Genomic DNA, 22,206 nt, shown 5'->3' with positions numbered 1-22,206 from the left:
AATCACCCCAGCTCGGCAAGGAGCTTTCTGAGGAGGTGCTCCCTTTCGAGTTTCTCCTTAAAAACAACGGCCTTTAATACCACCGCGGTTTCGTATGCATCGAGGAGTTCAAATTTGCCGGAGCGAACCTCCTCCTTTAAAACCGAGTAAATCTCCTCGATGGCGTCCTTAAAGACGGGCTCATGAGAATAAACGTCGCTTCCCGCGAGGAGGAGCCCCACCAGGTCCTTAACGAAGTCAAGTCCTTCTCCGCGCCTCCCCATCAGAGCCTTCAACCTCTCCATGACCAGACCCCTCAACTTCTTTCTCAACGGCCTTTATGAGTATTTCCGACATCAGCAGAGAGGCAAACCGAGCGTCGCGGACTTCAAGGGCGGTGTCTATGGCTTCCTCAACCCGTCCGAGTTTGAGGTAGTGGTGGGCAACGTCGGCCATGACAATCGAACGAAGTTTGGGGTTCTGTAGAAACGCCCCTATTCCTCGAGCCGACTCAACGTCACCAATGAGAACGTAAAAGCGCGCGACTTTGGCCAGCATCTCCTCAGACCGGACGAACCTCGCTATGGTGTTCACGATTCTCTTCTTCTCTGGGGAGGGCTCCTCGAGAATCCTGTTCATTAAAACCCTGCCAACTTCGAGGGCCTCTTCGTGGGAGAGCGCCGAGAGCAACTCCTTAAGTGCGGAGGGGTTCTTATCGAGAACATCCAAGGCAACACGCTTAATGGACTCGAGTCCAAGCTTTCTCAAAAGCCCGACCGCAAGCTCCCCCCTCCCCGCGAGTGCGAGGGCAGTGGCCAGCTCGACCCAAAACTCCTCTCCAAATTTGCGGGATAATCCCTCCGCCAGGGACACGAACGATTCAACGTAGCGTTCTATAACCCCAAGCTCGCTTAACCTGAACGCCAGCTCCTTGAAAGCCTGTTTTGCCCATTCACGTGACCCCATGGCCTCGACCGCAGAGAATGCATCCCCGTAACTCCCCAAAGATATCAATCCCTTAGAGAGCTCTAAAAGGGCCTTGGAGCGGTATGGCTCATCCGTTATGTACTCCATGGCAAGCTTAATCTTTCTAATGCGGTAAGCGGTCTTCAGGGAGTTCCTCTCAAGGGAGCGGGACGCAGCCCTAACCACGGCCACGAGGGTAGACTGCCTCAAATCCCCGTTCGAGATTTCGAGGGCAAAGTTAATTGCCTCACCTACGTCCCCGAAGGAGACGAGGGCGAGGGAAGCCGTGCGGAGTATCTCATCTCTCTGGGGATGGGCAAGGAACCGCGATTCGTTTAAAATCCTCGCAAAAACTCTCTTATACGCCTTGAGTCCAGAACGACCAAGGGAACTCCCAATTGAAATCAGCGCCTTCATCAGGGCGTAGGGGTCATCGATGCCACTTAGGGACTCAAAGGCGCTGAGAAACGCTTCCCGGTAAAGGGGATTTCGAGCGACGGCGAGCTTTTCACCCATCTTCGCGTAAGTAACGGCCCTGATGTAAGGGTCCGGGATGGCCGCAACTGATTTGAGGGCTTCCTCGATGAGCATGTCGACCACCGCTTCAAGGCTGACCTTATTACTCGGAAGCTTTTTAAAAACTTACCCAAAGCGCAATCCATGTATGGAGTGATATTAGGCAAGAATCCCGAGCTTGGAAGAGCGGAGTTCTTCTCATTCGCGAGGCGCTTTGGTCTAAAGGTTAAACCTATTGAGGAAGGAAAAAACTGGATTGTTTTCGAGTCAAAGCCTTCAATAGAGAGGCACTTCCGCTGGCTCGGAGGGTCGCTCAAGCTCGTGAGAATCGTCGGAGAAGGAGAGGAAGCGATAAAGAACCTCGAATACGCCAGGCTCTTCACGGTCAGCCTCTACGGAAGGGACGACTGGAGGCTCTGGAGAAAGCTGGGGAGCGCGATAAAGAGGGAGTTCAAGAGGAAAGGCCCGGCCAAGTTCTTCAAGCCGGCAAAGGTCTACTCCATGCCGGCCGAGCTGATTCTGAAGGGTTTTCCAGAGGTTAAGGACGTTGTCTTCCTATTTCGCGATGATGGAAGCTTTCTCGTGGGCGAGACGGTTAAGGTTACCGACCCCTTCGAGCTGAAGAAGCTCGACGTGGAAAGACCGGTTCAGAGGCCAATCCTCTCGATTCCGCCGAGGCTCGCCCGGATAATGGTGAACCTCACGGAGGTAAGAAAGGGCCTCTTCCTCGACCCCTTCTGCGGTATCGGAACGGTCCTTCAGGAGTTCGTCCTCCAGGGGTTGCCCGCTTACGGAAGCGACCGCGACCCCGAGAGGGTGAGGGAAGCGAGGCGGAACATCGAGTGGCTCAGGCGGGAGTTCAGGCTCAAGAATTCGACCAGAATAGAGGTCTGCGACGCGAGGAAGCTGAAGCGCTGTTTCCGCGAGCGCTTTGATGCCATAGTCACCGAACCCTACCTCGGAAAGCCCCTGAAGAGGAACCCAGGCAGGGGGGAGGCGATAAAGCTCGCTAACGAACTGGACAGGCTGTACTTTTCGGTCTTCGAGAGCTTTAGCGATGTGCTCAAGAGAAACGGAAGGATAGTCTTCGTCTTCCCTGCCTACAGGCTGAGGGACGGGAGCATCTACCAGAAGGAGCGGAGATGGCTCGGAAAACTGGGCTTCGAGGTTATATCCAGGCACCTCGACTACGAAGAAAGACACCGCTTAGTTAGGGATATCCATGTAATAAAGAAAAGGGGTTAGGAGAGCTCCTCGACAGGGAGCCTCATCCTGCTCGATGCCAGCAGGAGGAGTATTCCGAGCAGGGCCATGCCGAGGTAGATTATCATCCCCGTCGTGACGCCCTTCACGAGGACGAACATGACGTTCGGGGCTACCGCGTTCGCTGAGTTCGAGATTAGGCCCAGGGCGAAGCTGGCCTCTGGATAGATTTCCTTCGGGTAGGCCGCGGGGGCGGTGGTCCAGAAGGCCGGACCCGTTCCCTGGACGATTCCGGTTATCGCTATTCCGAGGAGTGCCAGCGTGTAGTCGTTGGCGAGTATCGCCTTCCAGACAATGAAGATTCCCGCGAAGGTTACCGCGTAGGAGAGAGTCATGACGCTGACGATGGCCTTAAACAGACCGCGGTTGCTGGTGTTCTTAACCGAGAGGCGGTAGCCGAGGTAGCCCATGATTATCGACCACAGGCCCATTGAGACCTCAAGGGTCATGACGAGGTTGGCCACCTGGGAGCTGCTGAAGTGGACCCTGTTGAGGGTGAATGAACCGAGGGTGAAGATAATCCAGAGCGCCGGGAAGAACGTGAACCCGAATACCCAAGTGAAGGGCATCTTCCAGACGCTGCCCTTGGATGAGCGCTTCTCCTTTGGAATCTCGAAGTCCTCAATGAAGAGCCACCAGATTGCCAGCATGACGTACATGAGTACGGCCGAGATTAGGAACGCATGGGTGACTGATGACCAGCTTGCCTTACTTCCACCGGCCCACTTGGCGAGGTTTATGCCGTAGATTCCACCCCAGAAGATTCCCGAAAGGATTATACCCTTCGCAAAGGGCCTCTCGGCCACGAAGAGCCTTCCAATCTGGTTGCTGAAGACCGCTATGAGAGCGACGATAAAGCCCTGGAAGAAGCGGAGTGCTACAACTCCCCACCAGCTGGGCATGAAGGGAATCAGGAACTGCGGAATCGCTGCGAAGCTAACTATTAGAGCCACGCTCCTCTTGAAGGAGCCCTTAAAAAGGCTCGTTCCGCCGAGGAGGAACGCGACGAAGAGACCGACGACGTACGCGGTCTGCTGGTAGCTCATCATTGCCTCGGTAATTCCGTAGTGAGTCAAAACCGCGTCCTTAAACTTCTCGAGCATGTGCATCGTTCCAAAGCCGGAAGCAAGGAGAGCGGTGTTAAGCAATACCGTTGACCACCTCTTGTCCATGGCAACCACCCCTAAAGCTTTCCAAGCAGCATGAGGACGCCGAAGACTATGAAGAGCACCCCGGCGCCCTTCCTAATCAGCGATGCGGGCAACATGTTACCAAGCTCTTGGCCAATGAGGGCTCCTATCAGGTTAACGGCCGCAAGGCCGAGGATTGCACCCAAGAAAGCAGTTTTCCATCCGTACTTCGAGGCGAAAGCTATGGTAGTCAGCTGGGTCTTATCCCCAAACTCGGCCAAAAAAGTTGTAATAAAAATCATGAGGAGGACGTTTTCCATCGAACCACCTCACAGCTTGGAGAGCGCCCCCTTCATCCTCTCCATTGCCTCGATGAGCTTCTCCTTCTCGGTTGCGTAGCTTATCCTGACCCAGCCCTCACCCTGTTTTCCAAAGGCGGTTCCGGGGATTACCACGACCCCAGCGTTTTCAAGGAGCCAGTCCGCGAAATCCTCGCTCGTCATGTCGAGCTCCGGGTCAATCTTGACCCAGACGTAGAAGGCACCCTTTGGTTTGAAGGCCTCGAGGTGCGGCACTTCACTTAGATGCTTCAGAACGAGCTTCCTCCTCTCGTCGTAGACCTGCCTCATCCTCTCAACGGCTTCCCAGCTCCTCTTGTCGCGGAGTGCCGTTATGCCCGCAATCTGGACGAAGGACGTAACGTTGCCGACGACGTAGGCGTGGAGCTTAATCATATCCCTGATGACCTGCTTGGGAGCGATGGCGAAGCCAAGGCGCCAGCCGGTCATGGCGAAGGTCTTCGAGAAGGAGTTGGCCAGAATCGTGTTGTCAGGGGCGTACTTAATCATCGGGTAGTGCTTCGCACCCTCGTAGAGGAAGTGCTCATAGGGCTCGTCGCTGAGGATATAGATGTTGTAGTCCTGGGCTATATCTGCTATGGCCTTGACGACGGACTTCTTCATAACGGCTCCGGTCGGGTTGTTGGGGTAGTTGATGACAATCATCCTCGTCCTCTTCGTTATCGCCTCGACGAGCTCATCAGGGTTGAGGCGGAACTTGTACTCCTCGCGGAGGGGAATCCTAATGATTCCGGCCTCGGCTATCTTAGCGTCCTCCACGTAGCAGACGAAGGCAGGGTCCGGGATGATAACGTCATCGCCCTGTTCGAGGATGCTTTGGAAGGCCAAATAAGTTGCCTCGTAAGCACCAGCGGTAACGATAATGTTCTCAGTTTCAACATCAACGTTGTAGAACTCCTTGTAGTACTCCGCTATGGCCTCCCTAAACTCGGGGATGCCCGCGTTGGGTGTGTAATGCGTGTAGCCCTCGTCGAGGGCTCTCTTAGCGGCCTCTTTAATAACTTCCGGCGTGTCGAAGTCCGGTTCGCCTATTCCGAGGGAGATAACGTTTTCCATCTTCCGGGCCTTCTCGAAGAGCTCCCTAATCTTCGAGCGCTGGATTATGTTTATCCTTCCGGCGAGGAAGTATTTTCTCTTCTTGTAGCGCATTCATCATCCCCCCGGGCACTGCGGGGGTGTAAAAGGGGCGGTATATAAACCTATCCTTAACCAAACGTTGGAACAAGGGAAATTTCACCTACAAAACTTCGACGAGGGCTGATTTTTCAAAAAAAGTTTTCGCGATTTCGTCGGGGCACTCATCGATGGGAAGCTCTTCCAATCCAAGGTCCTCAAGGACACGCTTCGTGTCAGCCTCGTCCCCAAAGACGACGAGATAATTCTCACCAGGTTTCACACCCACTTCCATTATCGCATCCTTAATCTGGAGTGTTCCAGCCAAGCGAAGGAGCAGTTCTCCCCCTAGGGTCTTTGCATGGTTGGTTTTTCGCTCAAAAGCCCTCAAAGCCAGTATCGAGGCGAACGCAACGGCTCTCCAACAGTTGGTATTCACCAGTTGAACGTCACTCCCAAGGTAAGGAAGGACCGCCTCAACGTTTCGAACCAAAACCCTCGTAATGAACACTCCATCCGTTACGCGAATCACTCTCGAACCACCATCTTTTCGTTTAGATTCGAACCTTAAAAGAGTTTTTCAAAAAATTTTTGAAATTAATATTATCATAATATTAAAACCAAAGCACAAAGTATTTAACTAATTAATCACTATCTACTCCAGCGGCTTAATGAACGTGGTGGTGCAGGAATGAGCAGGATGAGAATCATAAGCGTCCAGCTCCCGCAGGGGCTCATAAACGCGATGGACCAGCTCGTTAAAAAGGGTGTTTACCCCAACAGAAGTGAAATCATCCGCGAGGCTATACGCGAGCTTCTGAAAAAGGAACTGTACCGCCTTGAGACTGAAAACCGCTCAACGCCTGACTACATCATAAAATAAGCCGCTTTAAATCAGGTTTTAAATCAGGGCATTAAACCCACGCCATACTTAACATGGGGGTTGGGGCGATGGTGTTTAAACTGCTTGAGCAGGCGGGAATAAAGATAGACCTCGACGACGAGCCAAAGAGGCCAAAGATGGAAGAGAGTCTCATGGAGGATGACGACGACTTGATAAAGATTGTAATCGTTGGTGTTGGTGGCTCCGGTAACAATACCATAACGCGCCTGTACGAGCTCGGCGTCCAGGGCGCGGAGCTCATAGCGATGAACACCGACGCGCAGGCGCTGAAGCACGCGAAGGCCCATAAAAAACTCCTCCTCGGTAAGGAGATAACCCAGGGTAAGGGTTCAGGTGGAGACCCCGAGATAGGCTACCGGGCCGCCGAGGCGAGTGCCCATGAGATTGCCGAGACCATCGGTGACGCTGACCTCGTCTTCATAACCGCCGGAATGGGCAACGGAACCGGAACCGGGGCGGCGCCTGTTGTGGCAAGGGTCATCAAGGAGCGCGCCAGGCACAACGGTAGGTTTAGAGAACCCCTTGTCGTGAGCGTTGTAACGTTCCCCTTCAAGAACGAGGGCAAGCTGAGAATTGAGAAAGCGAGGGCAGGAATAAAGGCCCTTCTCTACTACTCGGACACCGTTGTGATAATCGAGAACGACAAGCTCCTCCAGCTCGTTCCCAAGTTGCCGATAAACGCGGCCTTCCGCTTCGCCGACGAGATAATAGCCAGGATGGTCAAGGGCATAACCGAGACGATTAAGCTCCCGTCGATGGTGAACATCGACTTCGCGGACGTTTACAGCGTTATGAAGAACGGTGGAGCGGCTTTGATTGGAATAGGCGAGAGCGATTCGAGCAACAGGGCCGTTGACGCCGTCAAGAACGCCCTCCAGAACAAGCTCCTCGACGTCGAGTACGGAAGCGGTGAGAAGGCCCTCGTCCACTTCACCGTTGGCCCGGACGTCAGCCTTGGTGAGATTAACGAGGCCATGAACATCGTCTACGAGAAGCTCGGCGAGAAGAGCGAAATCAAGTGGGGTGCAAGGATTGACGAGGATATGGGCAAGATGGTCAGGGCCATGGTGATAATGACCGGCGTCAAGAGTCCACACATTCTCGGAGGCGAAACGGCACTCCAGCTCGCACCAAAGGAGTCCCTCCTGCCGGCAAAGCCCAAGAAGACCTTCGAATCCTTCGAGGACAAGCTCTACAAGACGATAGCCAGGAGGGAAGAGTCAAAGGGTGGGCTTCCAACCTACGTGAGCAGGGTCCTTGACGACTTTGAGGACCTTTCCTGACTCTTTTAACTCATCGGGTGAAAACCATGGCAGTGGTAATCAGCGTTGCCAATCAGAAGGGGGGAGTCGGGAAGACAACCCTGACGATGAACCTCGGCTACTCCCTGGCTGATATGGGCAAGAGGGTCCTGCTCGTTGACGTTGACCCGCAGTTCAACCTAACCTTTGGTTTAATCGGTATGAAAGTCCTCGACTACGCCGAGAGGCACGTTGGAACGCTCATGACAAGGGAGAGCGAAATTGATGAGAGCCTGATAAGCGTCCGGGAAAACCTTGACCTCATTCCGAGCCACCTAAACCTCTCGGCCAAGGAAATCGAGATAATCAACGCCTACAACCGCGAGAGGAGGCTTGAAAAGGCCCTACTACCAATTCTGCCCGACTATGACTACGTTCTAATAGACAACCCGCCGAGCATGGGAATCTTCCTCGTCAACTCGCTGACGGCTTCCGACTACGTGCTCATCCCGCTCGAGCTCAGCTACTTCGGTGTCATAGGAATGCAACTCATGTTCAACCTCATGAGGATGATTCGCGAGGAAACCAACGAGAACCTCAAACTGCTCGGACTGGTTCCCAACAAGTTCACAAGGCAGACCAAGGTTCCGAAGCTCCGCCTCAAGGAGCTCAAGGAGACTTATCCGGACGCGCCGATACTGACGACGATTCCGAAGGCGATAGCCCTCGAGAAGGCCCAAAGTGAGGGTAAGAGCATATTCGAGTTCGACGGTAAGAGTCGCGCCGCGAAGGCCTTCCTAAAGCTCGCGAAAGAGGTGGTTGAGATTGCCGAGGGATAAAATTCCAAAGCTCTTTGACGGCTCGATAGACGAGCTCACGAAGCCGACGAAGCCGAAGCCCAAGAAAAAGCCCGACCTGAAGAAGGAGAAGATGCAGAAGACCCTCTACATCAGCAGGGACATGAACATGAAGCTCATCCAGCTCTACGCCGAGGAAGGGAGAAGGCAGAGCGCCATCGTTGAAGATGCTGTCAACCTCTACTACTACCTCCGCCTTGCCCTCGGGGAGAAGAAGTTCGAGGAGCTTTTAAGCGCCGTGAAGAGGGAGGACCCCGAGTTCCTTCGCGATTACATCTCAAAACTGAGACCCTGAACTCAGGGCCCCACCCCGGGTGAGGTCAAATCAGGCGAATAAAATAAGTCCTTCACTCGCAGAACTCCTCGACTATTCTCCTTATTATCTTGCTCGTCTTCGCCCGGTCGCTCTTGTAGAGGTAGGGAACTCGTATTACCTCAGCGTTTATGCCGTGCTTCCTCAGCTCCTCCTTGAGCTTCTCGCAGTTGAAGCTCTGGTCGGGACCAATTGCTATCACGTCCGGGTTTATGCGCCTCACGAGTTCGAAGTCTATCCCTCCGGGCGAGCCAATGTAAACCTCGTCCACGTATTTTATCGCCCTCAGCAGTTCCGCCCTGTCCTCGGCTGGGTTTATCGGGTTCCTCCGCTTGTTCCTCCTGACGGTCTCGTCGTGGGCGACTATGACTATCAGCTCGTCGCCCAGCTCTTTCGCCTGCTTCAAAAAGTGTATATGCCCGACGTGGAGGATGTCAAAGACTCCACCGGCTAAAACGCGGATTCTCCGGCCTTTAGATTCCTCCATCTCATCCCACCGTGACGTTCCAGATTTTATCCTTGGCGTGGTGGATGTTCTTCACTGCCTTCCCCTTGGGCTTCTCCTTCATCGCCTTACCGCTCATGAGGGCTATGCCTATCGCGAGTGGCCTTCCGTACTGCTCTTCAACCACGAAGACGAAATCTCCTTCCCTGATGTTCTCATCGGCATCAACTATGCCCGCGGCCATTACGTCTGCACCGTTGATGATGTATGGAACCGCCCCCTCGTCAACGACAACGCGCCTCGGCCACTTCCTCAAGTCCTCCTCGTTGGACAGCTCGTAGAGCGCTATGACAAGCGGGAAAATCAGGCCCTTTCTCCGTATGAAGAAGGGCTTTCCGTTGACGAGAAGGATTTCGGTGGTCTTGTCGAACTCAGCCACTTCAACGCGGTCCTTCTTGCTCAGCATCTTCTCGGCTATCTCCTCGCCGAAAATCTCGGCCATCTCGCGGATTATGGCCTTTACCTCCTTCTTGCTGAGGGGGTGCTTGACCTTCAGCTCCACGCTCTCACCTCCTCGTAAATCCGTCTCGCGCTCTCCCTCGGGTTATCGCTCGCGTAAATCGAACGGCCCACGATGATGTAGTCGGCACCGGCCTTTAAAACCTCGCCCGCCTTTCCACCCTGCGCCCCGACTCCGGGGGTTAGGATTTTGATTCCAGGCTTGAGCCTCGAGCGGATGTAATTGACACGCTCGGGCCTCGTGGCCGGAGCTATGATCCCAAAGGGCTCGAGCCGGTTGGCGAGCTCTATTAGCCTATCCGTCACGGGCTGTATGAACTCCCTCGCCCCCGGATGGCTCATCTCGACGACGATTATCGTCTTCCCGAGCTCCATAACCGCCTCAACGCTGTCGCTCCCGACGAAGCCGTGCGCTATGATGTAATCCGCCCCCGCTTCGAAAACCTTCCCCGCTATAAGCCGGTTGGTGTTTGGAATGTCCGCGAGCTTGAGGTCGGCTATGACCGGAAGGCCGGTCTCCTCCTTGAGTTCGGGGATTATGCTCAGTCCGGAACCGATGATGAGGGGCCAGTTCACCTTAATCGCCCAGAGGTAGTCCGCCGTTTCGCGGGCTATCTCAAGGGCCCTCTCGCGCTCGTAGACGTCAAGGGCAAGTATAAGCCTGCTCAAGCTCTCACCTCACGAGAGACTTTATCTCATCGGGAACGTCCTTGAGGAAAACCGCCACGTGGTAGGCGCTCTTCATGGCGTCAGCCGGGTTCTCGGCCCAAGTAACGACGACCATGTCTCCATCATCAGGCCCAAGAACGGAGAGCTTCTCAGCCAGCTCCGGCATGGTCTCCCGCAGGGGCCTGCCGTCCTCCGGGAAAACTATCTCCCCGTTTTTAACGACGAGAATCATCGCACCCTTGGCGAAGAACCTTATTGCCTCATCGCGAAGCTCGATGCTCTTGAACTCGGGAGGGTCCTTTACGATTAGGGCGTAGGCAGGAAACCCCTCAACCCTTCCAACAGTGTGAACTTCGGAAAAGGCCCGGGAAAGCCTCTCAACGAGCTCCCTGCCTTTCTCGCTGAGGGTGTGGCCCCTCTGGGAGGACTCTATGAGTTTCTTCCACGAGAGCTTTCTCAAAAGCGTCCTGACGCTTCCCTCCCCTATGCCAAGGAGCTCCGAAATCGTCTTCCTCCCAACGGGATTCTTCATCAGGAACAGAACCGCGACCGCGTCTTCAATCGTGAACTCAGGATACGCTCCCCTCTTCCAGCTCATCCTCACCCACCGAGAAAAGTAGGAAAAGGGAGTTAAAAGCTTGCCGTCAGAGCCACTTGGGCTGGAGTCCGGCCCAGGCGCGCATCTTCTCGTGGGCGATGATGCGCGGGATGTTGTGCATCTCCTTCGGGCCGGGGTTCTTCATGTAGAAGGCGTTGACCTCGTAGACGGTTCCGAAGGCCTTCTTCTCGATGGCAATCTTTCCAAGCCTGACGAGGTCGACGAGCAGACCAGCGAGGGCAGGGCTGTCGTTTATCCTGCCCGTGATGACGAGCTCGTCGTGGGCGCCGTTGAAGCTGACGTACTCGATGTGCATGGCGATGAACTTCTTGTCGCCGAGGGGCTCAAGGAAGCCGGTCGGCTTGATGTAGTGCGGGGCGTCGTAGCCGAGGAGGTCCTTGACGATGGAGCTCTTGGTGAACTCCTTGCTCTTGTTGCGCTCCTTGTCGGTCAGGGCAAGGAAGTCGTTGTTTCCGCCGATGTTGAACTGAGCGATGTCAAGCACATACCTGTTCCTCTGGGCGAGGTGCGCGAGGACGTCAGCCGTCAGCGGGGTGGCGCCGGTGGCTCCGTCGTCGCCGAAGATAACGAGGTTGTTCTCCTTCGCGAGCTCGACGAAGGCCGGGTCGTTGGCGATGAGAGTTGGAATCGCGTTGACGAAGGCCGCACCGCCCACTTCCTTGGCATACTTGGCGGCGGCGTAGACGTAGACTTGGGTAGCTGTGAGCCTGTCCTTCCTGTCCTCCGCGATGGCCTTCTCAAGCTCCTCCTTCTTCTCGAACGGGACGAAGGCCTCGGTGGTGCAGACGTTGACGAAAACGTCAGGCTTGAGCTCCTTCCACTCGTTGACGAGGTGCTCAACGGCCTCGCTGAGGGTCATCTCGTCGTCTAGACCGGTAGCCTCAAGCGGGAGGTTCCTGAGGCTTCCGAGGTGTATTCCCTTCCTGACGGTGATGCCCCTGAGGCTCTCCGGGGCCTCCGGGTCGTAGGCCTTGACGACCTCGTAAAGGTCCTTGCCGACCTTGGCCTTGTCAACGTCGTAGGAACCGACGATTTCAATGTCCTTAATCTTAATCGGGAGCTCGTCCGCCAGCGGGACGCCGTAGGGCTCGAGCTTTCCTGCCTTTATCTTCTCAAGACCGCTCGCGAATATGCTTGCAACGTAACCCTGGCCGAGTATAACAACCCTGACCATTACACCCACCTCCTTTTCGTTGTTCTCAAATATTTTACAGTGGTTAAATAGTTTTTGGTCGCGAAACCTTTCTGGATACGAGGTAAACCGTCGCCCCGACGCGGAGGTTCGTTAGGACTGCGAGGAGCGCGAAGAGTGCCCTGACGGCGAGGCCCGAAGGAACGAGCAGGAAGGACATCGTCAGGAAGACCCTCTCGTCCCTCTTTCCGGGGAGCTTTCTGAGTGCCGGGACTTCCCGGTAGGCGTCCCTGCAGAAGGCCCCCTTAAAGCGCTCGGTCGAGTAGCTCACCATGACCGAACCGAGCAGAGCTAAGAGCGCGACCAGATACCAGAGGGGCTCTTTCAGAGCCGAGTAAGCTAAGAGCGCGAGGAAAGAGCCGTCAACGTAGCGGTCGAGGATTGAATCCACGTAGCCGCCGAGCCTGCTCGTCCTCAGCTGGGCCCTCGCGAGCTCGCCGTCAACGCCGTCGAGGATTGAGCTCAGCTGGTAGAGGATTCCAGCTAAAGGCAGGCTGACGAGCGTTAGGAAGGCCGAGAGCACGCCAAGGGCGAAGGTAACGACTGTCATCTGGTTTGGGGTGACTCTCTCAACGAGGAGATAGCTGATTCTCGTCGAGATTTTCCTGTTGAGGTGTCGGCTGATGAATCCGTCACCAGTCCCCTTGACAGCCGTGAAGACGAGCATCTTTCGAGCCCTCTTTAGCTCCTCCGGCGTGTCCACATCGGTCCAGCCTAGACCGTCGACGAAGGTAACCGGAAGCCTAGCACGCCCGACGACCTCGCTGAGTGAGTAGTCACCGTTCTTCTCGTTTTCAAGCTCCTCCGTTACCTTGAAAATCTCGTCGTCGAGGACGAAGAAGCCGGTATCAACCGCGTCCCAGTCCTTAAGGCCCTTTCCGATTCGCTCGACCCTGCCGTCCTTCACCCTAACCTTCGTCGCCTCGTCAACGTCAATCCACCTCGGCCTTCGGTCCGCTATGAGGCCGTTTCCCTTTATAGCCTCAGCAACGAAGGCCTCGCTGTAGACGTGGTCGCTCATGACGAGGACGAACCGCCCGGAGATGTGGCCCTTGGCGAGGTGGAGTGAGTGCCCGTTGTCCTTCTCGGGCTCGGGGTTTATCACGAGCTCGGCGTTGAAGCCGTTCCTCTCAACGAACTCGCGGTAAAGGGGCGCGTACTTCTCGTTGGTGACGATTACAAACCTCTCAACGCCGTTCCTCTGGAGGAGGTGCATCGTTCGGTACAGAATCTCCCTTCCGGCGACTCTAACGAGTCCCTTGGGCTTTCCGCCCATCCTTGTCCCAAGGCCGGCCGCGAGAATCACTGCCGTTTTTGGAGTCATCGACATCACCTTTTTAAGGTCCTCGAAGAGGCCCCATCAAGAGAACCAAGATTAAATTAACCGAAGGTAATTTAAAGCTTTCGGTGGTGGAAATGCGCGTGGCGGTCCTTTACTCGGGGGGCAAGGACTCGAACTACGCCCTCTACTGGGCGCTCAAGCAGGGATTCGAGGTAAAGTACCTCATCTCGATGGTGAGCGAGAGGGAAGACAGCTACATGTACCACGTGCCCAACATTCACCTCACGGAACTGCAGGCGAGGGCGATAGGGATTCCGCTCGTCAAGGGGTTCACGAGTGGCGAGAAGGAGAAGGAAGTTGAGGACATGAAGGCCGTCCTCGAGGGCCTGAAGATTGACGGCGTCGTTGCCGGCGCTCTGGCCAGCGAGTACCAGAAGCGGAGGGTTGACAGGGTCGCGAAGGAACTCGGCCTTGAGAGCTTCGCGCCGGCCTGGCACAGGAACCCCGTTGACTACATGCGCGAGCTGATTGGAATCTTCGACATCGTGATGGTCGGAGTTTCGGCCTACGGGTTGGACGAGCGCTGGCTCGGGCGGAGGATTGACGAAAAGGCCCTGGAGGAGTTAGTAAAGCTCCACGAGAGGTACAAAATCCACGTCGCCGGGGAAGGCGGTGAGTTCGAGACCTTCGTCCGCGACGCGCCGTTCTTCAAGGCTCGCATAGTGTTTGATAAAGTCGAGAAGAAGTGGAACGAGTGCAACTATTCGGGGGTGCTTGAGGTGAAGAGGGCGCACCTTGAGAGAAAGTAAAGTCAGGGCTTCACCCTGACCCGGAACCACGCCTTCGAGCAACCGCCCGAAACGCCGCAGCTCGGGAACTCAAGGCTCCACTCCTTGGTCGGAATCGCCGAATCCGGCTCCCAGTCGAAGTAGTCATCGTCGAAGAGGAGCGTTATGGAAACCTGCCCCATCGGGTCGTCATCGTTGCCCCAGTTTCCGGCATCCTCTTCCCAGCCGTCGTATTCGAGGTAGAGGAACGGCACGTCCGCCCTCGTGTGGCCAATAATCAGAATCTGCGGTCTCGTGGTGAACCTGTTGCCCGAGAGCACGCCCGACTTTGGATACCTATTGACGGGCTGAACCGGCGCCATTCCCGTAGTCCTCTCGGCCGTTATATCGGGAACGTCCACTTCCTCCTGCTTGAAGGAGATGAACCCGCTCGCGTAGAGGTAGTACTCGTCGTCGCCGAGCTCCGTGTCCTTCGTGAACTGAACGGTGTCGAGGTAGGCCTGAAGGGTGTTGTAGCGGAGCGTCCTCGGGACTTCAACGGTTTGGACGAGGTAGGTAACCCTCATGTTGCCGTCCGTTGACCAGACCTCAACGAGCACGCCGTCGCTGTAATCGGCCCTCGCGTCTATCGCGTAGCCGGAGTAGCCGACCATATCAGGTTCGGTCCCGAAAACGGCCAGAATCCTTGAGCCGTAGAACTCGCTCGCGCTTTCTCCGGTGACGAGCTGGTTGATGAACATGACCCCGTTGTAGCCGTACTTCATCGCGGTTCCGATTTCGCCGGTGGCGAGGCCCAGGGCCGTATCAACGAGGAAGCCAGCCCCGAGCGTTACATACTTTCCGGGGCTGTCGATGTCCCAGCCAGCTGTATGGACGTAAATTTTCCGGTATTCCCTAACCTCGTCAAGGGGCATCGCGAAAATCGGGTAGCCGTTGATGAAGGGGTAGCTCACGCTTATCGCCCTCTCGTCGTGGTATAAAAGCCGGCTGTGGTCGTCCGCCTCGACCCAGCGCTTTGCCGGATAGCCGACGGCGTAAATCGGCCCGTACTTCCAGTTCAGGTCGTTCTCGTGCTCCCAGTAAACAGGGAAGGCCCATGAGACGAGCTGTATTTCGCCCTCCGCGCTGTCCTTGTTGCCCTTTATGTAGACGTCCTCGACGACGATGACAAGGTAGCGGTCGACGTCTTTCTCTATGCTGAGCCCGTTGGTGGCGTTCACCCACAGGTTGCTATGAGACGGGAAGCGGGGCTTCATCGAGGGAGCATAGACCTGGCCCGAGAACCAGAGGCGGAAGTAGCGCCAGGGGACGAGGGAGAAGAAGTTCTCGATGGTGAACTCGACGACGTGCCTGTCGTTTTCGATGTAAGTTTTAACCTCCCCCTCGCGGTAGACGCTTCCGTGCGCGTCCCTTAACTTGAAGGAGTCCTCGTCTACGTAGGCAATCCAGTCAGCTTTACCGTTGTCGGTGCTGTCGAAGAAGACCTTCATCGGCATCATGTCGCGGTACTTGCGGTCGTCGAGATAGACCCTTATCATCAGGTCGTAGCCCCTCGCCTCCATGTAGAGCTTGCCTTCCCCAGTAAAGAAGCTAGCCGGCGAGTAGTAGTCAATCCAGCCCTTCCCGGCCTCGATTACGAAGCTCCCGGTGTAGGGATAGACGAGGCTCGGGCTCTTGTCGGCCATCGTGCTCCCGTAGATTCTGAGGTAAACCCTGTCGGGGAAAATTTCCGAGAAGTTCTCAACGGTGAAGCTAACGCGCCTTCCGTCGAGCTGGACGTTTCCGGCCCCCACTTCAACCGGCCCCTCTCCTGTCAGCTCGTAGAGGGTGAAGCCCGTGGAGTAAAGGTGGAGCTCCCAGATTCTCCCGAACTCGTCGCCTTCATCAAAGCGGAGAACCGTCGGCTGGTAGGTGTACTTCCTGCCCGAGAGGTCTATGAAAACCGGGATGTGAACGTAGGCGTTGGCCAGGCTCTCGTTCTCGAAGGTTATCGTGAATTTAACGCTCCTTCCGGGGTCGGTTGAGGACGTTAGGAGCGAGACCCGCTCTATACCCTTCCCGTTCGGCTCGAAGGCGTCGCTCCAGATTGGACCGGCGTAGGTTAGGTTGACGGTGAGCCTGTAAACGGGGATTATCACAGGCTCGAGCGTGACGTTGAGAAGTCCTATCGAGAAGCCCGGCCCGGTTCCGTTCCCGTTGGTCTCCCCGGCCTCGCAACCGGAATCGGGGTCCGAGCTTTCATCGCAGAGAACTTTTCCATCCTCGTCGTACTGAAGGCTCGTGTTCGATGAGGGCGTCTCGGTTGGCGTTGGTGTCTCGGTTTGGGTTCCGGTGTCGGTTTGCGTTTCAGTCGGCGTTTCGGTTATGGTTGTAGTGTCAGTCGAAGAACCGGTCTCAGAGTGCGCTCCGGCATCTTCAGGAGGTGAGCTTCCGGTATCGTCTTCCCCAGTTCCGGTCGGAACACCGATGCCGTTCCCGCCGAGACAACCGCCAGCCAGCACTAACCCTGTCAGAAGAAGGAGGAGCAAAACCCGTGAGAATTTTCTCATATACACACCTCCAACCCAAACCTCGGCAAGAAAAGAAAGCCACACAGGTTTGGACTGTAGGTAGTAGGCACTCATTCTATTTAGGGCTTTTCATGAATGTCTCTTCACACAGAAAAGTTATTAAAGAAAGTGCAGAATTTACCCCGGGTGGTGGTGTGATAGAGGTTGAGAACCTCGTCAAGCGCTTCGGCGGGAAGGTTGCGCTCAAGGGAATTTCCTTCACCGTCCACGACGGCGAAATCTACGGCCTCTTGGGCCCAAACGGGAGCGGTAAGAGCACCACGATGAGGATTCTGGCCGGGATTATTCCCCCGAGCGAAGGAAAAGTCCTCGTTGAGGGAATAGACGTCGCCGAGAACCCGATTGAAGTCAAGCGGATAGTCGGCTACATACCAGAGACGCCGGTCCTCTACGAGAGCCTGACCCCGATGGAGTTCTTTTCCTTCGTGGGGAGCATAAGGGGAATTCCAAAGGGGGAGCTTGAGAAGCGTGTTGAAAGGCTCGTGAAGGCCTTCGGAATCGAGGAATATCTCGGCGAGCTGATAGGAACGCTCAGCTTTGGAACCCAGCAGAAGGTTTCGATAATAGCCGGTTTGCTCCACGACCCGAAGGCCCTAATCCTCGACGAGGCCATCAACGGCCTCGACCCCAAGAGCGCGCGCATAATGAAGGAGCTCCTCAACGGCTTCAAGGAGGAGGGAAAGAGCATAGTCTTCTCGACGCACATACTCGCCGTTGCCGAGGCGTTATGTGACAGAATAGGCATAATCTACAACGGCGAGCTGATAGCGGAGGGAACCCCTGAGGAGCTCAAGCGCTTCGCCCACGAGGAGAGCCTTGAGGACGTCTTCCTCAAGCTGACCGAGAGTCAGGAGGAGGTAAGCTCCCTTGTCAGGGCCCTAAGGGAGGCCTTCTGATGGAGTGGGAGATAGTAAACGTCCTCTACCGAGAGATGACCTACAGGAGGCTCAAGGCAAATCCCCAGCTCTCAACGGACTGGAACAAGTTCATCAAGGCCTTCAAGCGGAGCGGGAGCCTCAAGAGAACCCTGCTGAGCCAGTCAATCCTCTTCGGCATCTTCGGCCTCATGCTCTTTCCGGGCGTCTACTACGTCAAGGACCCCTCAGGCTCGGCGGTAATCTACGCGAGCTACTGCATGCTCCCGCTGATAATGGCCCTCTATGGAACGGCCGTTACGGCCCAGTACGCGGTCTCGCTCGGCCTCTTTGAACCCTTACTCTCGCTCCCGGTTAGCGTCGGCGGGAAGTACCTCAGCGTAATGCTTTTGATTACACAGCTCCCATCGGTTCTCTTCCTCCTCCCTCCGGCAGTGGCCTTATCTCTCAAGCTCGGGCCCGTTGCTGGAGTCCTCGGCCTCGCTTGGGCGTTAATGGGGGCCATGCTCGGCCATACCCTCGGCCTGCTCATCTACGACAGGTTTGGAAAGGCCTCTGGCGGGAAGTTCTCCGGCTTAAAGACGGCCCTCAAGGCCTTTGGGATACTCCTCATGATGTCCCTCTTCTATGGCCTGAACTACCTCCAGCGCTACGTTGCAAGCCACTACGAGGCGCTTAAGGGCGTTTTCGAGAAGTATTCCATGGCATATCCCTTCTCGGTAGCGACCGTCGAGAAGCCCCTCCTCTCGCTCGGCCTTCTGGCCGTTTACGGCCTTGTGGTTGGAGTGGTCTACGTTTCAACAGTCAGGAGACTCTGGAGAAGGATAAGCGAGGGAACGGCAACTGAGAGAAGAGGCGGTAAGGCGAGGCTCTCGCTCCACAGCCCGGCCCTGGCGCTGGCGCTCAAGGACTTCAAGATAGCAACGAGGAACACGTCCCTTCTAACGGGCCTTCTGATGCCCGTTGTGGTCATAATCCCATCCCTCGCAGGTGCGTTGAAGTCGGGAAGCGAGGACTCGGCCCTCGGCTTTATCTTGGCGATTGGTTGGACTTCAGCGATAGCGATAGACGCCGTTTTGAAAATAGACGGCAGGGCATTTGAAGTCCTTCACTCGCTCCCGCTGAGCCTCAGGACGTTTCTGAGGGGCAAGCTCGTGACGATGACCGCCGTTCCGGTAACTGCGGGCCTGCTGGCGGTTCTGGGTCTCTCGCTCATGAACCCGGGCTCACTGAAGGTCCTTCCCCTCGCGCTCCTCCTGCCGGTAGCGACAGCAGGAACAACGCTGACAATCTTTTACTGGGGAATCAAGGAGGTGGCACTACCCCAGACGACGTGGAAAAAGATGCTCCTCGCCCTGTTCGCAAACGGGCTGATAATTGGAGCTACAGCGGAGCTGTGGTACGTTGAGTGGTTCCTCTCGCTCCCCTTCGTGCTTCTCGTCGATGCGCTGTTGCTCTGGCACCTCAGCAGGTGACGTGGAAGATTCCAAGGACTCTTTTCTTTTCGTTGAGCTCGTTGAATAGCTCCACCGCTTCCCCGGTGGGGAGCTCATAAACTTTCTTGTCCTTGACAAGCTCCCTGCTCTCGGGGAGTAGCGAGAGGTAGCCGTAGTAGCCGGTGCCGACGATTAGAACCTCGAAGTCCTCAGTTAGGTACTCCCTGAGCTCGTCGGGGTCAAGCTTGTGGCTCGTCCCGTGTTTGTTTTTGCTCAGCCACTTCTTCCTCTTCTCAACCCTTCCGCTCGGATAAACCACGATGTCGTGCTCATATGTTTTTCCGTCAACCACTATCCTCCCGAAGGAGGGATATTCGAGCTTCATGGCACTCACCAGCAGTCCTTTGAGTGCAGTGCGTCCCTCAAAATCTTCGCATGGTCAAAGGCCAGCGGAAGCTTCTCAACCTCGTCAATCGGGACGACGTGGACTTCCTTCGCATCGTCACCGGCTTTAAGTTCCCCTTCGCCGATGCAGAGAAAGGCGACCGAAACGGTGTGTCCCCTCGGGTCCCTGCCAGGGTCGGAGTAAACGCCCACCAGTTTGAGGATTCTGACGTCCAGGCCAGTCTCTTCCTTCATCTCTCTCTTCAGGGCCTCTTCAACGGTCTCGCCGTACTCGACGAAACCGCCGGGGAGGGCGTAGAAGTCCTTGAAGGGCTCGTGCTTCCGCTTTATGAGAACGACACCGCCCCGATAGAGTATGACACCATCGACGGTTAAGCCTATGCACCGGTGGAGCTCAGCCTTGAGGCCGTGTTTTTCTGCGAGGGCCTTAACCTCCTCGCGGAATTCGCTTACCTCAGCCCCCTTCGGGGCTTTAACGAGCAGAACGTAACGGTCCATCTTTTTCACCTCAGGGAAGTCCCTTCTCATCAGCGTTCAGCGTGCTGACGTTTCATCATCGGTCGGTTGAAGTTATGTCTAATCACTTAAAGCCTCAACGGTTACACCCCTTGCGAGCTCGCTCACCTCATCGAGGCTGAAATCCACCGAGCGATACTGGAGGAACAGCGCCGTAAATGCGACGGCCCGCTTCAGGGATTGAAGGAATGGACATTCCAGGTAGAAATCGGTGAAAGCTCCGAGGAAGACGTCTCCCGCGCCCGTTGATTCATCTACGTCAACCTTCAGCGGAACGAAGCGGTATGGCCTCCCGTGGAGGTAAGCCTTTCCCGGGTTCGGACCGTCCGATAGGAGGAGAACACCAACTGAGCCGGGGTCAAGGTTCACGTGGGGGAACTCCGCGACGTCGGCGTGCAGAATATCAACCCCCTTAAGGAACGACCCGTCGCGCTCGATGAGCCTCACCGGGCCTTTCTCGGGAGAGCGTATGAACCCCTGGAGGTCGGCCGAGACGAGCCCTGCCCGGTTTAGAGCTTCCCTCACGATGCCCTCTGGAATCTCGTTGGCAACGGGGTTGAGGATTATGGCATCGTACCTCCGGGCCGGGAGCTCTGTAATGGGGGAGGCGCGTGAAATCAGCCTCAGCTCCCTCCTGTTGGAGTCCAGGTAAGTCAGCTCGTAGGAAGTTGTTTCATCGGAGGGTAGAACGTTCAGTTTGCCCAGGGAGCGGAGCTCGTCAATCCACTCCTCGGGGAGCTGGGAAAAGCTCGTGAGAATCTCAACGTCGCAGAAGCGCGAAAGTGCCAGGGCGGAGTAGTAGGCACCGCCACCGAGTCTCTCCTCGATTTTCGAACCGCGCCTTATTACATCCCTGACGACGTGGCCGACGACGAGGCACTTCATTTTTACCAGTCCCAATCTTATACTGTTTGTGAGTGCATATTAAAAACCTTTCCCAAATTACCGAAAGGCTTTTAAGGGGAAAAGCGAAAAGTTTAAAAGGAGATGTCGTTTTGGGGTGGGGCTATGAAGCGCTTAGGGAAGGTTTCTCACTACGCGAAGCAGGGCTTCCTCATAGTCAGAACGAACTGGGTTCCATCGCTCAATGAGCCCGTCGTTGACAAGGATTTGAAGCCGGTAGGCATTGTTAAGGATGTTTTTGGTCCCGTTAATTACCCCTATGTTGCCGTTAAACCCCGTGTTAAGGACCCCGAGAGGTACGTCGGTGCTCTTCTGTACGTGGACAAGAGGAGGAAGGATAAAAAGCCGGGTAAAAAGGCTAAAGTCAGAGGCTCTAAGGGTTCTAAGAGGCCCAAGCGTTCTCGCCCCGCCCCCAGGAGAAGGGGGTGAGAGCGATTACTCCGAAAAGGGTTTGTCCCGTGTGCGGGTCAACCGAGTTTATATACGACCCCAGGAGGGGTGAGATAGTCTGCAAGGTCTGTGGCTACGTCATCGAGGAGAACGTCGTCGATGAGGGGCCGGAGTGGAGGGCCTTCGACCCGGACCAGAGGGCCAAGCGCGCAAGGACCGGCGCGCCGATGACGCTGATGATACACGACAAGGGCCTCTCGACCGATATAGACTGGCGCGACAAGGACATACACGGCAACCAGATAACGGGAATGTACAGGAGCAAGATGAGAAGGCTCCGTATGTGGCAGAGAAGGATGCGCATAAACGACGCCGCGGAAAGAAACCTCGCCTTCGCGCTGAGCGAGCTCGACAGGATGGCGGCACAGATGCGCCTCCCGAGGCGCGTCAAGGAGGTAGCGGCTTCTCTATACAGGAAGGCTGTCATGAAGAAGCTAATCCGTGGAAGGTCAATAGAGGGCATGGTTTCTGCCGCTCTCTACGCAGCGTGCAGGATGGAGGGCATTCCAAGGACCCTCGATGAGATTGCAGCGGTTTCAAAGGTTACGAAGAAGGAAATCGGGAGGAGCTACCGCTTCCTTGCGAGGGGTCTCAACCTGAACCTCCGCCCGACGAGCCCGATAGAGTACGTTGACCGCTTTGGAGACGCCCTCGGCGTCAGCTCGAGAACCAAGGAGAGGGCGAAGGAAATCCTCCGCGAGGCCATAAAGCGTGGCATAACCAGCGGAAAGGGCCCAACCGGACTCGCAGCGGCGGCGCTCTACGTTGCCTCGCTCCTTGAGGGCGAGAAGAAGACCCAGCGGGAAGTGGCTGAGGTCGCGCACGTCACCGAGGTCACCGTCAGGAACAGGTACAAGGAGCTCGTAGAGAAGCTCGGTATAAACGTACCGATGTGA

Annotated in this window: 26 protein-coding genes; 10 read left to right on the top strand and 16 right to left on the bottom strand. The window is 55.9% G+C overall.

Going from position 1 to position 22,206, the window contains the following annotated elements; genetic code table 11:
• Positions 1-2: 2 nt before the first annotated feature.
• Positions 3-284, bottom strand: a complete 282-nt coding sequence (locus ACYQ04_RS01015) for a hypothetical protein (protein WP_460126858.1) — start codon at positions 282-284, stop codon at positions 3-5.
• On the bottom strand, positions 238-1,536 hold the full coding sequence (locus tag ACYQ04_RS01010) for a prenyltransferase (RefSeq protein ID WP_460126856.1): 1,299 nt from the start codon (positions 1,534-1,536) through the stop codon (positions 238-240). Before ACYQ04_RS01010 ends, ACYQ04_RS01015 begins: the two co-directional genes overlap by 47 nt.
• 69 nt (positions 1,537-1,605) lie before the next feature.
• On the opposite strand from ACYQ04_RS01010, the gene ACYQ04_RS01005 reads away from it, so the two are divergent.
• Positions 1,606-2,706 (top strand): TRM11 family SAM-dependent methyltransferase, encoded by a 1,101-nt coding sequence (locus tag ACYQ04_RS01005; RefSeq protein ID WP_460126854.1) that lies wholly within the window; start codon positions 1,606-1,608, stop codon positions 2,704-2,706.
• On the opposite strand, the gene ACYQ04_RS01000 is transcribed toward ACYQ04_RS01005, so the two are convergent.
• The 4 genes from ACYQ04_RS01000 to cgi121 form a co-directional block, all read right to left on the bottom strand.
• Positions 2,703-3,896 (bottom strand): MFS transporter, encoded by a 1,194-nt coding sequence (locus ACYQ04_RS01000; RefSeq protein WP_460126852.1) that lies wholly within the window; start codon positions 3,894-3,896, stop codon positions 2,703-2,705. The two genes, ACYQ04_RS01005 and ACYQ04_RS01000, sit on opposite strands and share 4 nt — an antisense overlap.
• A gap of 11 nt (positions 3,897-3,907) precedes the next feature.
• Entirely contained in the window at positions 3,908-4,174 is a 267-nt protein-coding gene (locus ACYQ04_RS00995) for a TMEM165/GDT1 family protein (protein ID WP_460126850.1), read from the bottom strand.
• Positions 4,175-4,183: 9 nt separating this feature from the next.
• Positions 4,184-5,362, bottom strand: coding sequence for a pyridoxal phosphate-dependent aminotransferase (locus ACYQ04_RS00990; RefSeq protein WP_460126848.1), 1,179 nt, complete (start codon positions 5,360-5,362; stop codon positions 4,184-4,186).
• Positions 5,363-5,450: 88 nt separating this feature from the next.
• Positions 5,451-5,858, bottom strand: a complete 408-nt coding sequence (gene cgi121 / locus ACYQ04_RS00985; protein WP_460126846.1) for a KEOPS complex subunit Cgi121 — start codon at positions 5,856-5,858, stop codon at positions 5,451-5,453.
• A gap of 159 nt (positions 5,859-6,017) precedes the next feature.
• Between cgi121 and ACYQ04_RS00980 the strand changes: the two genes are divergently transcribed.
• The 4 genes from ACYQ04_RS00980 (at position 6,018) to ACYQ04_RS00965 (ending at position 8,623) form a co-directional block, all read left to right on the top strand.
• Positions 6,018-6,209 (top strand): ribbon-helix-helix domain-containing protein, encoded by a 192-nt coding sequence (locus ACYQ04_RS00980; RefSeq protein WP_042691673.1) that lies wholly within the window; start codon positions 6,018-6,020, stop codon positions 6,207-6,209.
• A 68-nt stretch (positions 6,210-6,277) separates the two neighbouring features.
• Positions 6,278-7,513: a cell division protein FtsZ gene (gene ftsZ, locus ACYQ04_RS00975; protein ID WP_099212142.1), complete on the top strand. Its 1,236-nt coding sequence runs from the start codon at positions 6,278-6,280 to the stop codon at positions 7,511-7,513.
• Between the two features lie 26 nt (positions 7,514-7,539).
• On the top strand, positions 7,540-8,310 hold the full coding sequence (locus ACYQ04_RS00970; RefSeq protein WP_460126843.1) for a ParA family protein: 771 nt from the start codon (positions 7,540-7,542) through the stop codon (positions 8,308-8,310).
• Positions 8,297-8,623, top strand: a complete 327-nt coding sequence (locus ACYQ04_RS00965; RefSeq protein WP_167913833.1) for a CopG family transcriptional regulator — start codon at positions 8,297-8,299, stop codon at positions 8,621-8,623. The genes ACYQ04_RS00970 and ACYQ04_RS00965 overlap by 14 nt, the downstream gene beginning before the upstream one ends.
• A 52-nt stretch (positions 8,624-8,675) precedes the next feature.
• Here ACYQ04_RS00965 and ACYQ04_RS00960 read toward each other — a convergent pair whose 3' ends face one another.
• The 6 genes from ACYQ04_RS00960 to ACYQ04_RS00935 are packed head-to-tail and all read right to left on the bottom strand — an operon-like array spanning position 8,676 to position 13,409.
• Positions 8,676-9,128 carry an FAD synthase family protein gene (locus ACYQ04_RS00960; RefSeq protein WP_460126840.1) on the bottom strand — a complete coding sequence of 151 codons (453 nt, stop codon included), beginning with the start codon at positions 9,126-9,128 and terminating at the stop codon, positions 8,676-8,678.
• 1 nt (position 9,129) lies between these two features.
• Complete coding sequence (locus ACYQ04_RS00955; RefSeq protein ID WP_042691685.1) at positions 9,130-9,648, bottom strand: RNA-binding protein; 519 nt, start codon at positions 9,646-9,648, stop codon at positions 9,130-9,132.
• Positions 9,639-10,274 (bottom strand): orotidine-5'-phosphate decarboxylase, encoded by a 636-nt coding sequence (pyrF, locus tag ACYQ04_RS00950; protein ID WP_460126838.1) that lies wholly within the window; start codon positions 10,272-10,274, stop codon positions 9,639-9,641. Before pyrF ends, ACYQ04_RS00955 begins: the two co-directional genes overlap by 10 nt.
• Positions 10,275-10,278: 4 nt before the next feature.
• A complete protein-coding gene (locus tag ACYQ04_RS00945) occupies positions 10,279-10,872 on the bottom strand; it encodes a DUF4443 domain-containing protein (protein ID WP_460127243.1) in 594 nt (197 codons plus the stop codon).
• Between the two features lie 46 nt (positions 10,873-10,918).
• Entirely contained in the window at positions 10,919-12,067 is a 1,149-nt protein-coding gene (locus ACYQ04_RS00940) for an inositol-3-phosphate synthase (RefSeq protein ID WP_460126836.1), read from the bottom strand.
• A 43-nt stretch (positions 12,068-12,110) separates the two neighbouring features.
• Positions 12,111-13,409: a bifunctional L-myo-inositol-1-phosphate cytidylyltransferase/CDP-L-myo-inositol myo-inositolphosphotransferase gene (locus ACYQ04_RS00935; protein ID WP_460127242.1), complete on the bottom strand. Its 1,299-nt coding sequence runs from the start codon at positions 13,407-13,409 to the stop codon at positions 12,111-12,113.
• A gap of 92 nt (positions 13,410-13,501) precedes the next feature.
• On the opposite strand from ACYQ04_RS00935, the gene ACYQ04_RS00930 reads away from it, so the two are divergent.
• A complete protein-coding gene (locus tag ACYQ04_RS00930) occupies positions 13,502-14,176 on the top strand; it encodes a diphthine--ammonia ligase (RefSeq protein ID WP_460127241.1) in 675 nt (224 codons plus the stop codon).
• Positions 14,177-14,178: 2 nt separating this feature from the next.
• Here ACYQ04_RS00930 and ACYQ04_RS00925 read toward each other — a convergent pair whose 3' ends face one another.
• On the bottom strand, positions 14,179-16,704 hold the full coding sequence (locus tag ACYQ04_RS00925; RefSeq protein ID WP_460126834.1) for a hypothetical protein: 2,526 nt from the start codon (positions 16,702-16,704) through the stop codon (positions 14,179-14,181).
• A 155-nt stretch (positions 16,705-16,859) separates the two neighbouring features.
• Between ACYQ04_RS00925 and ACYQ04_RS00920 the strand changes: the two genes are divergently transcribed.
• The gene (locus ACYQ04_RS00920; protein ID WP_460126832.1) at positions 16,860-17,621 is read left to right on the top strand and encodes an ABC transporter ATP-binding protein; all 762 of its coding nucleotides are present in this window, start codon (positions 16,860-16,862) and stop codon (positions 17,619-17,621) included.
• The gene (locus ACYQ04_RS00915; RefSeq protein ID WP_460126830.1) at positions 17,621-19,075 is read left to right on the top strand and encodes a hypothetical protein; all 1,455 of its coding nucleotides are present in this window, start codon (positions 17,621-17,623) and stop codon (positions 19,073-19,075) included. The genes ACYQ04_RS00920 and ACYQ04_RS00915 overlap by 1 nt, the downstream gene beginning before the upstream one ends.
• On the opposite strand, the gene ACYQ04_RS00910 is transcribed toward ACYQ04_RS00915, so the two are convergent.
• The 3 genes from ACYQ04_RS00910 to ACYQ04_RS00900 all read right to left on the bottom strand — a co-directional run bounded on the left by ACYQ04_RS00910 (position 19,065) and on the right by ACYQ04_RS00900 (position 20,857).
• Entirely contained in the window at positions 19,065-19,421 is a 357-nt protein-coding gene (locus ACYQ04_RS00910) for an Mth938-like domain-containing protein (RefSeq protein WP_460127240.1), read from the bottom strand. The two genes, ACYQ04_RS00915 and ACYQ04_RS00910, sit on opposite strands and share 11 nt — an antisense overlap.
• 5 nt (positions 19,422-19,426) lie before the next feature.
• On the bottom strand, positions 19,427-19,939 hold the full coding sequence (locus ACYQ04_RS00905) for an NUDIX domain-containing protein (RefSeq protein WP_460126828.1): 513 nt from the start codon (positions 19,937-19,939) through the stop codon (positions 19,427-19,429).
• Positions 19,940-20,017: 78 nt separating this feature from the next.
• A complete protein-coding gene (locus tag ACYQ04_RS00900) occupies positions 20,018-20,857 on the bottom strand; it encodes a carbohydrate kinase family protein (RefSeq protein ID WP_460126826.1) in 840 nt (279 codons plus the stop codon).
• Between the two features lie 108 nt (positions 20,858-20,965).
• Here ACYQ04_RS00900 and ACYQ04_RS00895 point away from each other — a divergent pair, with 108 nt between their 5' ends.
• Together ACYQ04_RS00895 and ACYQ04_RS00890 are read left to right on the top strand one after the other, a co-directional pair.
• Positions 20,966-21,289, top strand: coding sequence for a Gar1/Naf1 family protein (locus tag ACYQ04_RS00895; protein WP_167913843.1), 324 nt, complete (start codon positions 20,966-20,968; stop codon positions 21,287-21,289).
• Positions 21,290-21,294: 5 nt separating this feature from the next.
• Positions 21,295-22,206, top strand: a complete 912-nt coding sequence (locus ACYQ04_RS00890; RefSeq protein WP_042693272.1) for a transcription initiation factor IIB — start codon at positions 21,295-21,297, stop codon at positions 22,204-22,206.

The sequence above is a fragment of the Thermococcus prieurii genome, assembly GCF_054657655.1.
Note: the sequence above shows the minus strand (reverse complement) of the source record. Positions and strands in the feature narration are given on the sequence as shown.

Coding starts and splice junctions, on each gene's coding strand:
- ACYQ04_RS01015 (WP_460126858.1), bottom strand. CDS start 284: ATGGAGAGGTTGAAGGCTCTGATGGGGAGGCGCGGAGAAGGACTTGAC.
- ACYQ04_RS01010 (WP_460126856.1), bottom strand. CDS start 1,536: ATGCTCATCGAGGAAGCCCTCAAATCAGTTGCGGCCATCCCGGACCCT.
- ACYQ04_RS01005 (WP_460126854.1), top strand. CDS start 1,606: ATGTATGGAGTGATATTAGGCAAGAATCCCGAGCTTGGAAGAGCGGAG.
- ACYQ04_RS01000 (WP_460126852.1), bottom strand. CDS start 3,896: ATGGACAAGAGGTGGTCAACGGTATTGCTTAACACCGCTCTCCTTGCT.
- ACYQ04_RS00995 (WP_460126850.1), bottom strand. CDS start 4,174: ATGGAAAACGTCCTCCTCATGATTTTTATTACAACTTTTTTGGCCGAG.
- ACYQ04_RS00990 (WP_460126848.1), bottom strand. CDS start 5,362: ATGCGCTACAAGAAGAGAAAATACTTCCTCGCCGGAAGGATAAACATA.
- ACYQ04_RS00980 (WP_042691673.1), top strand. CDS start 6,018: ATGAGCAGGATGAGAATCATAAGCGTCCAGCTCCCGCAGGGGCTCATA.
- ftsZ (WP_099212142.1), top strand. CDS start 6,278: ATGGTGTTTAAACTGCTTGAGCAGGCGGGAATAAAGATAGACCTCGAC.
- ACYQ04_RS00970 (WP_460126843.1), top strand. CDS start 7,540: ATGGCAGTGGTAATCAGCGTTGCCAATCAGAAGGGGGGAGTCGGGAAG.
- ACYQ04_RS00960 (WP_460126840.1), bottom strand. CDS start 9,128: ATGGAGGAATCTAAAGGCCGGAGAATCCGCGTTTTAGCCGGTGGAGTC.
- ACYQ04_RS00945 (WP_460127243.1), bottom strand. CDS start 10,872: ATGAGCTGGAAGAGGGGAGCGTATCCTGAGTTCACGATTGAAGACGCG.
- ACYQ04_RS00940 (WP_460126836.1), bottom strand. CDS start 12,067: ATGGTCAGGGTTGTTATACTCGGCCAGGGTTACGTTGCAAGCATATTC.
- ACYQ04_RS00935 (WP_460127242.1), bottom strand. CDS start 13,409: ATGACTCCAAAAACGGCAGTGATTCTCGCGGCCGGCCTTGGGACAAGG.
- ACYQ04_RS00930 (WP_460127241.1), top strand. CDS start 13,502: ATGCGCGTGGCGGTCCTTTACTCGGGGGGCAAGGACTCGAACTACGCC.
- ACYQ04_RS00925 (WP_460126834.1), bottom strand. CDS start 16,704: ATGAGAAAATTCTCACGGGTTTTGCTCCTCCTTCTTCTGACAGGGTTA.
- ACYQ04_RS00915 (WP_460126830.1), top strand. CDS start 17,621: ATGGAGTGGGAGATAGTAAACGTCCTCTACCGAGAGATGACCTACAGG.
- ACYQ04_RS00910 (WP_460127240.1), bottom strand. CDS start 19,421: ATGAAGCTCGAATATCCCTCCTTCGGGAGGATAGTGGTTGACGGAAAA.
- ACYQ04_RS00905 (WP_460126828.1), bottom strand. CDS start 19,939: ATGGACCGTTACGTTCTGCTCGTTAAAGCCCCGAAGGGGGCTGAGGTA.
- ACYQ04_RS00895 (WP_167913843.1), top strand. CDS start 20,966: ATGAAGCGCTTAGGGAAGGTTTCTCACTACGCGAAGCAGGGCTTCCTC.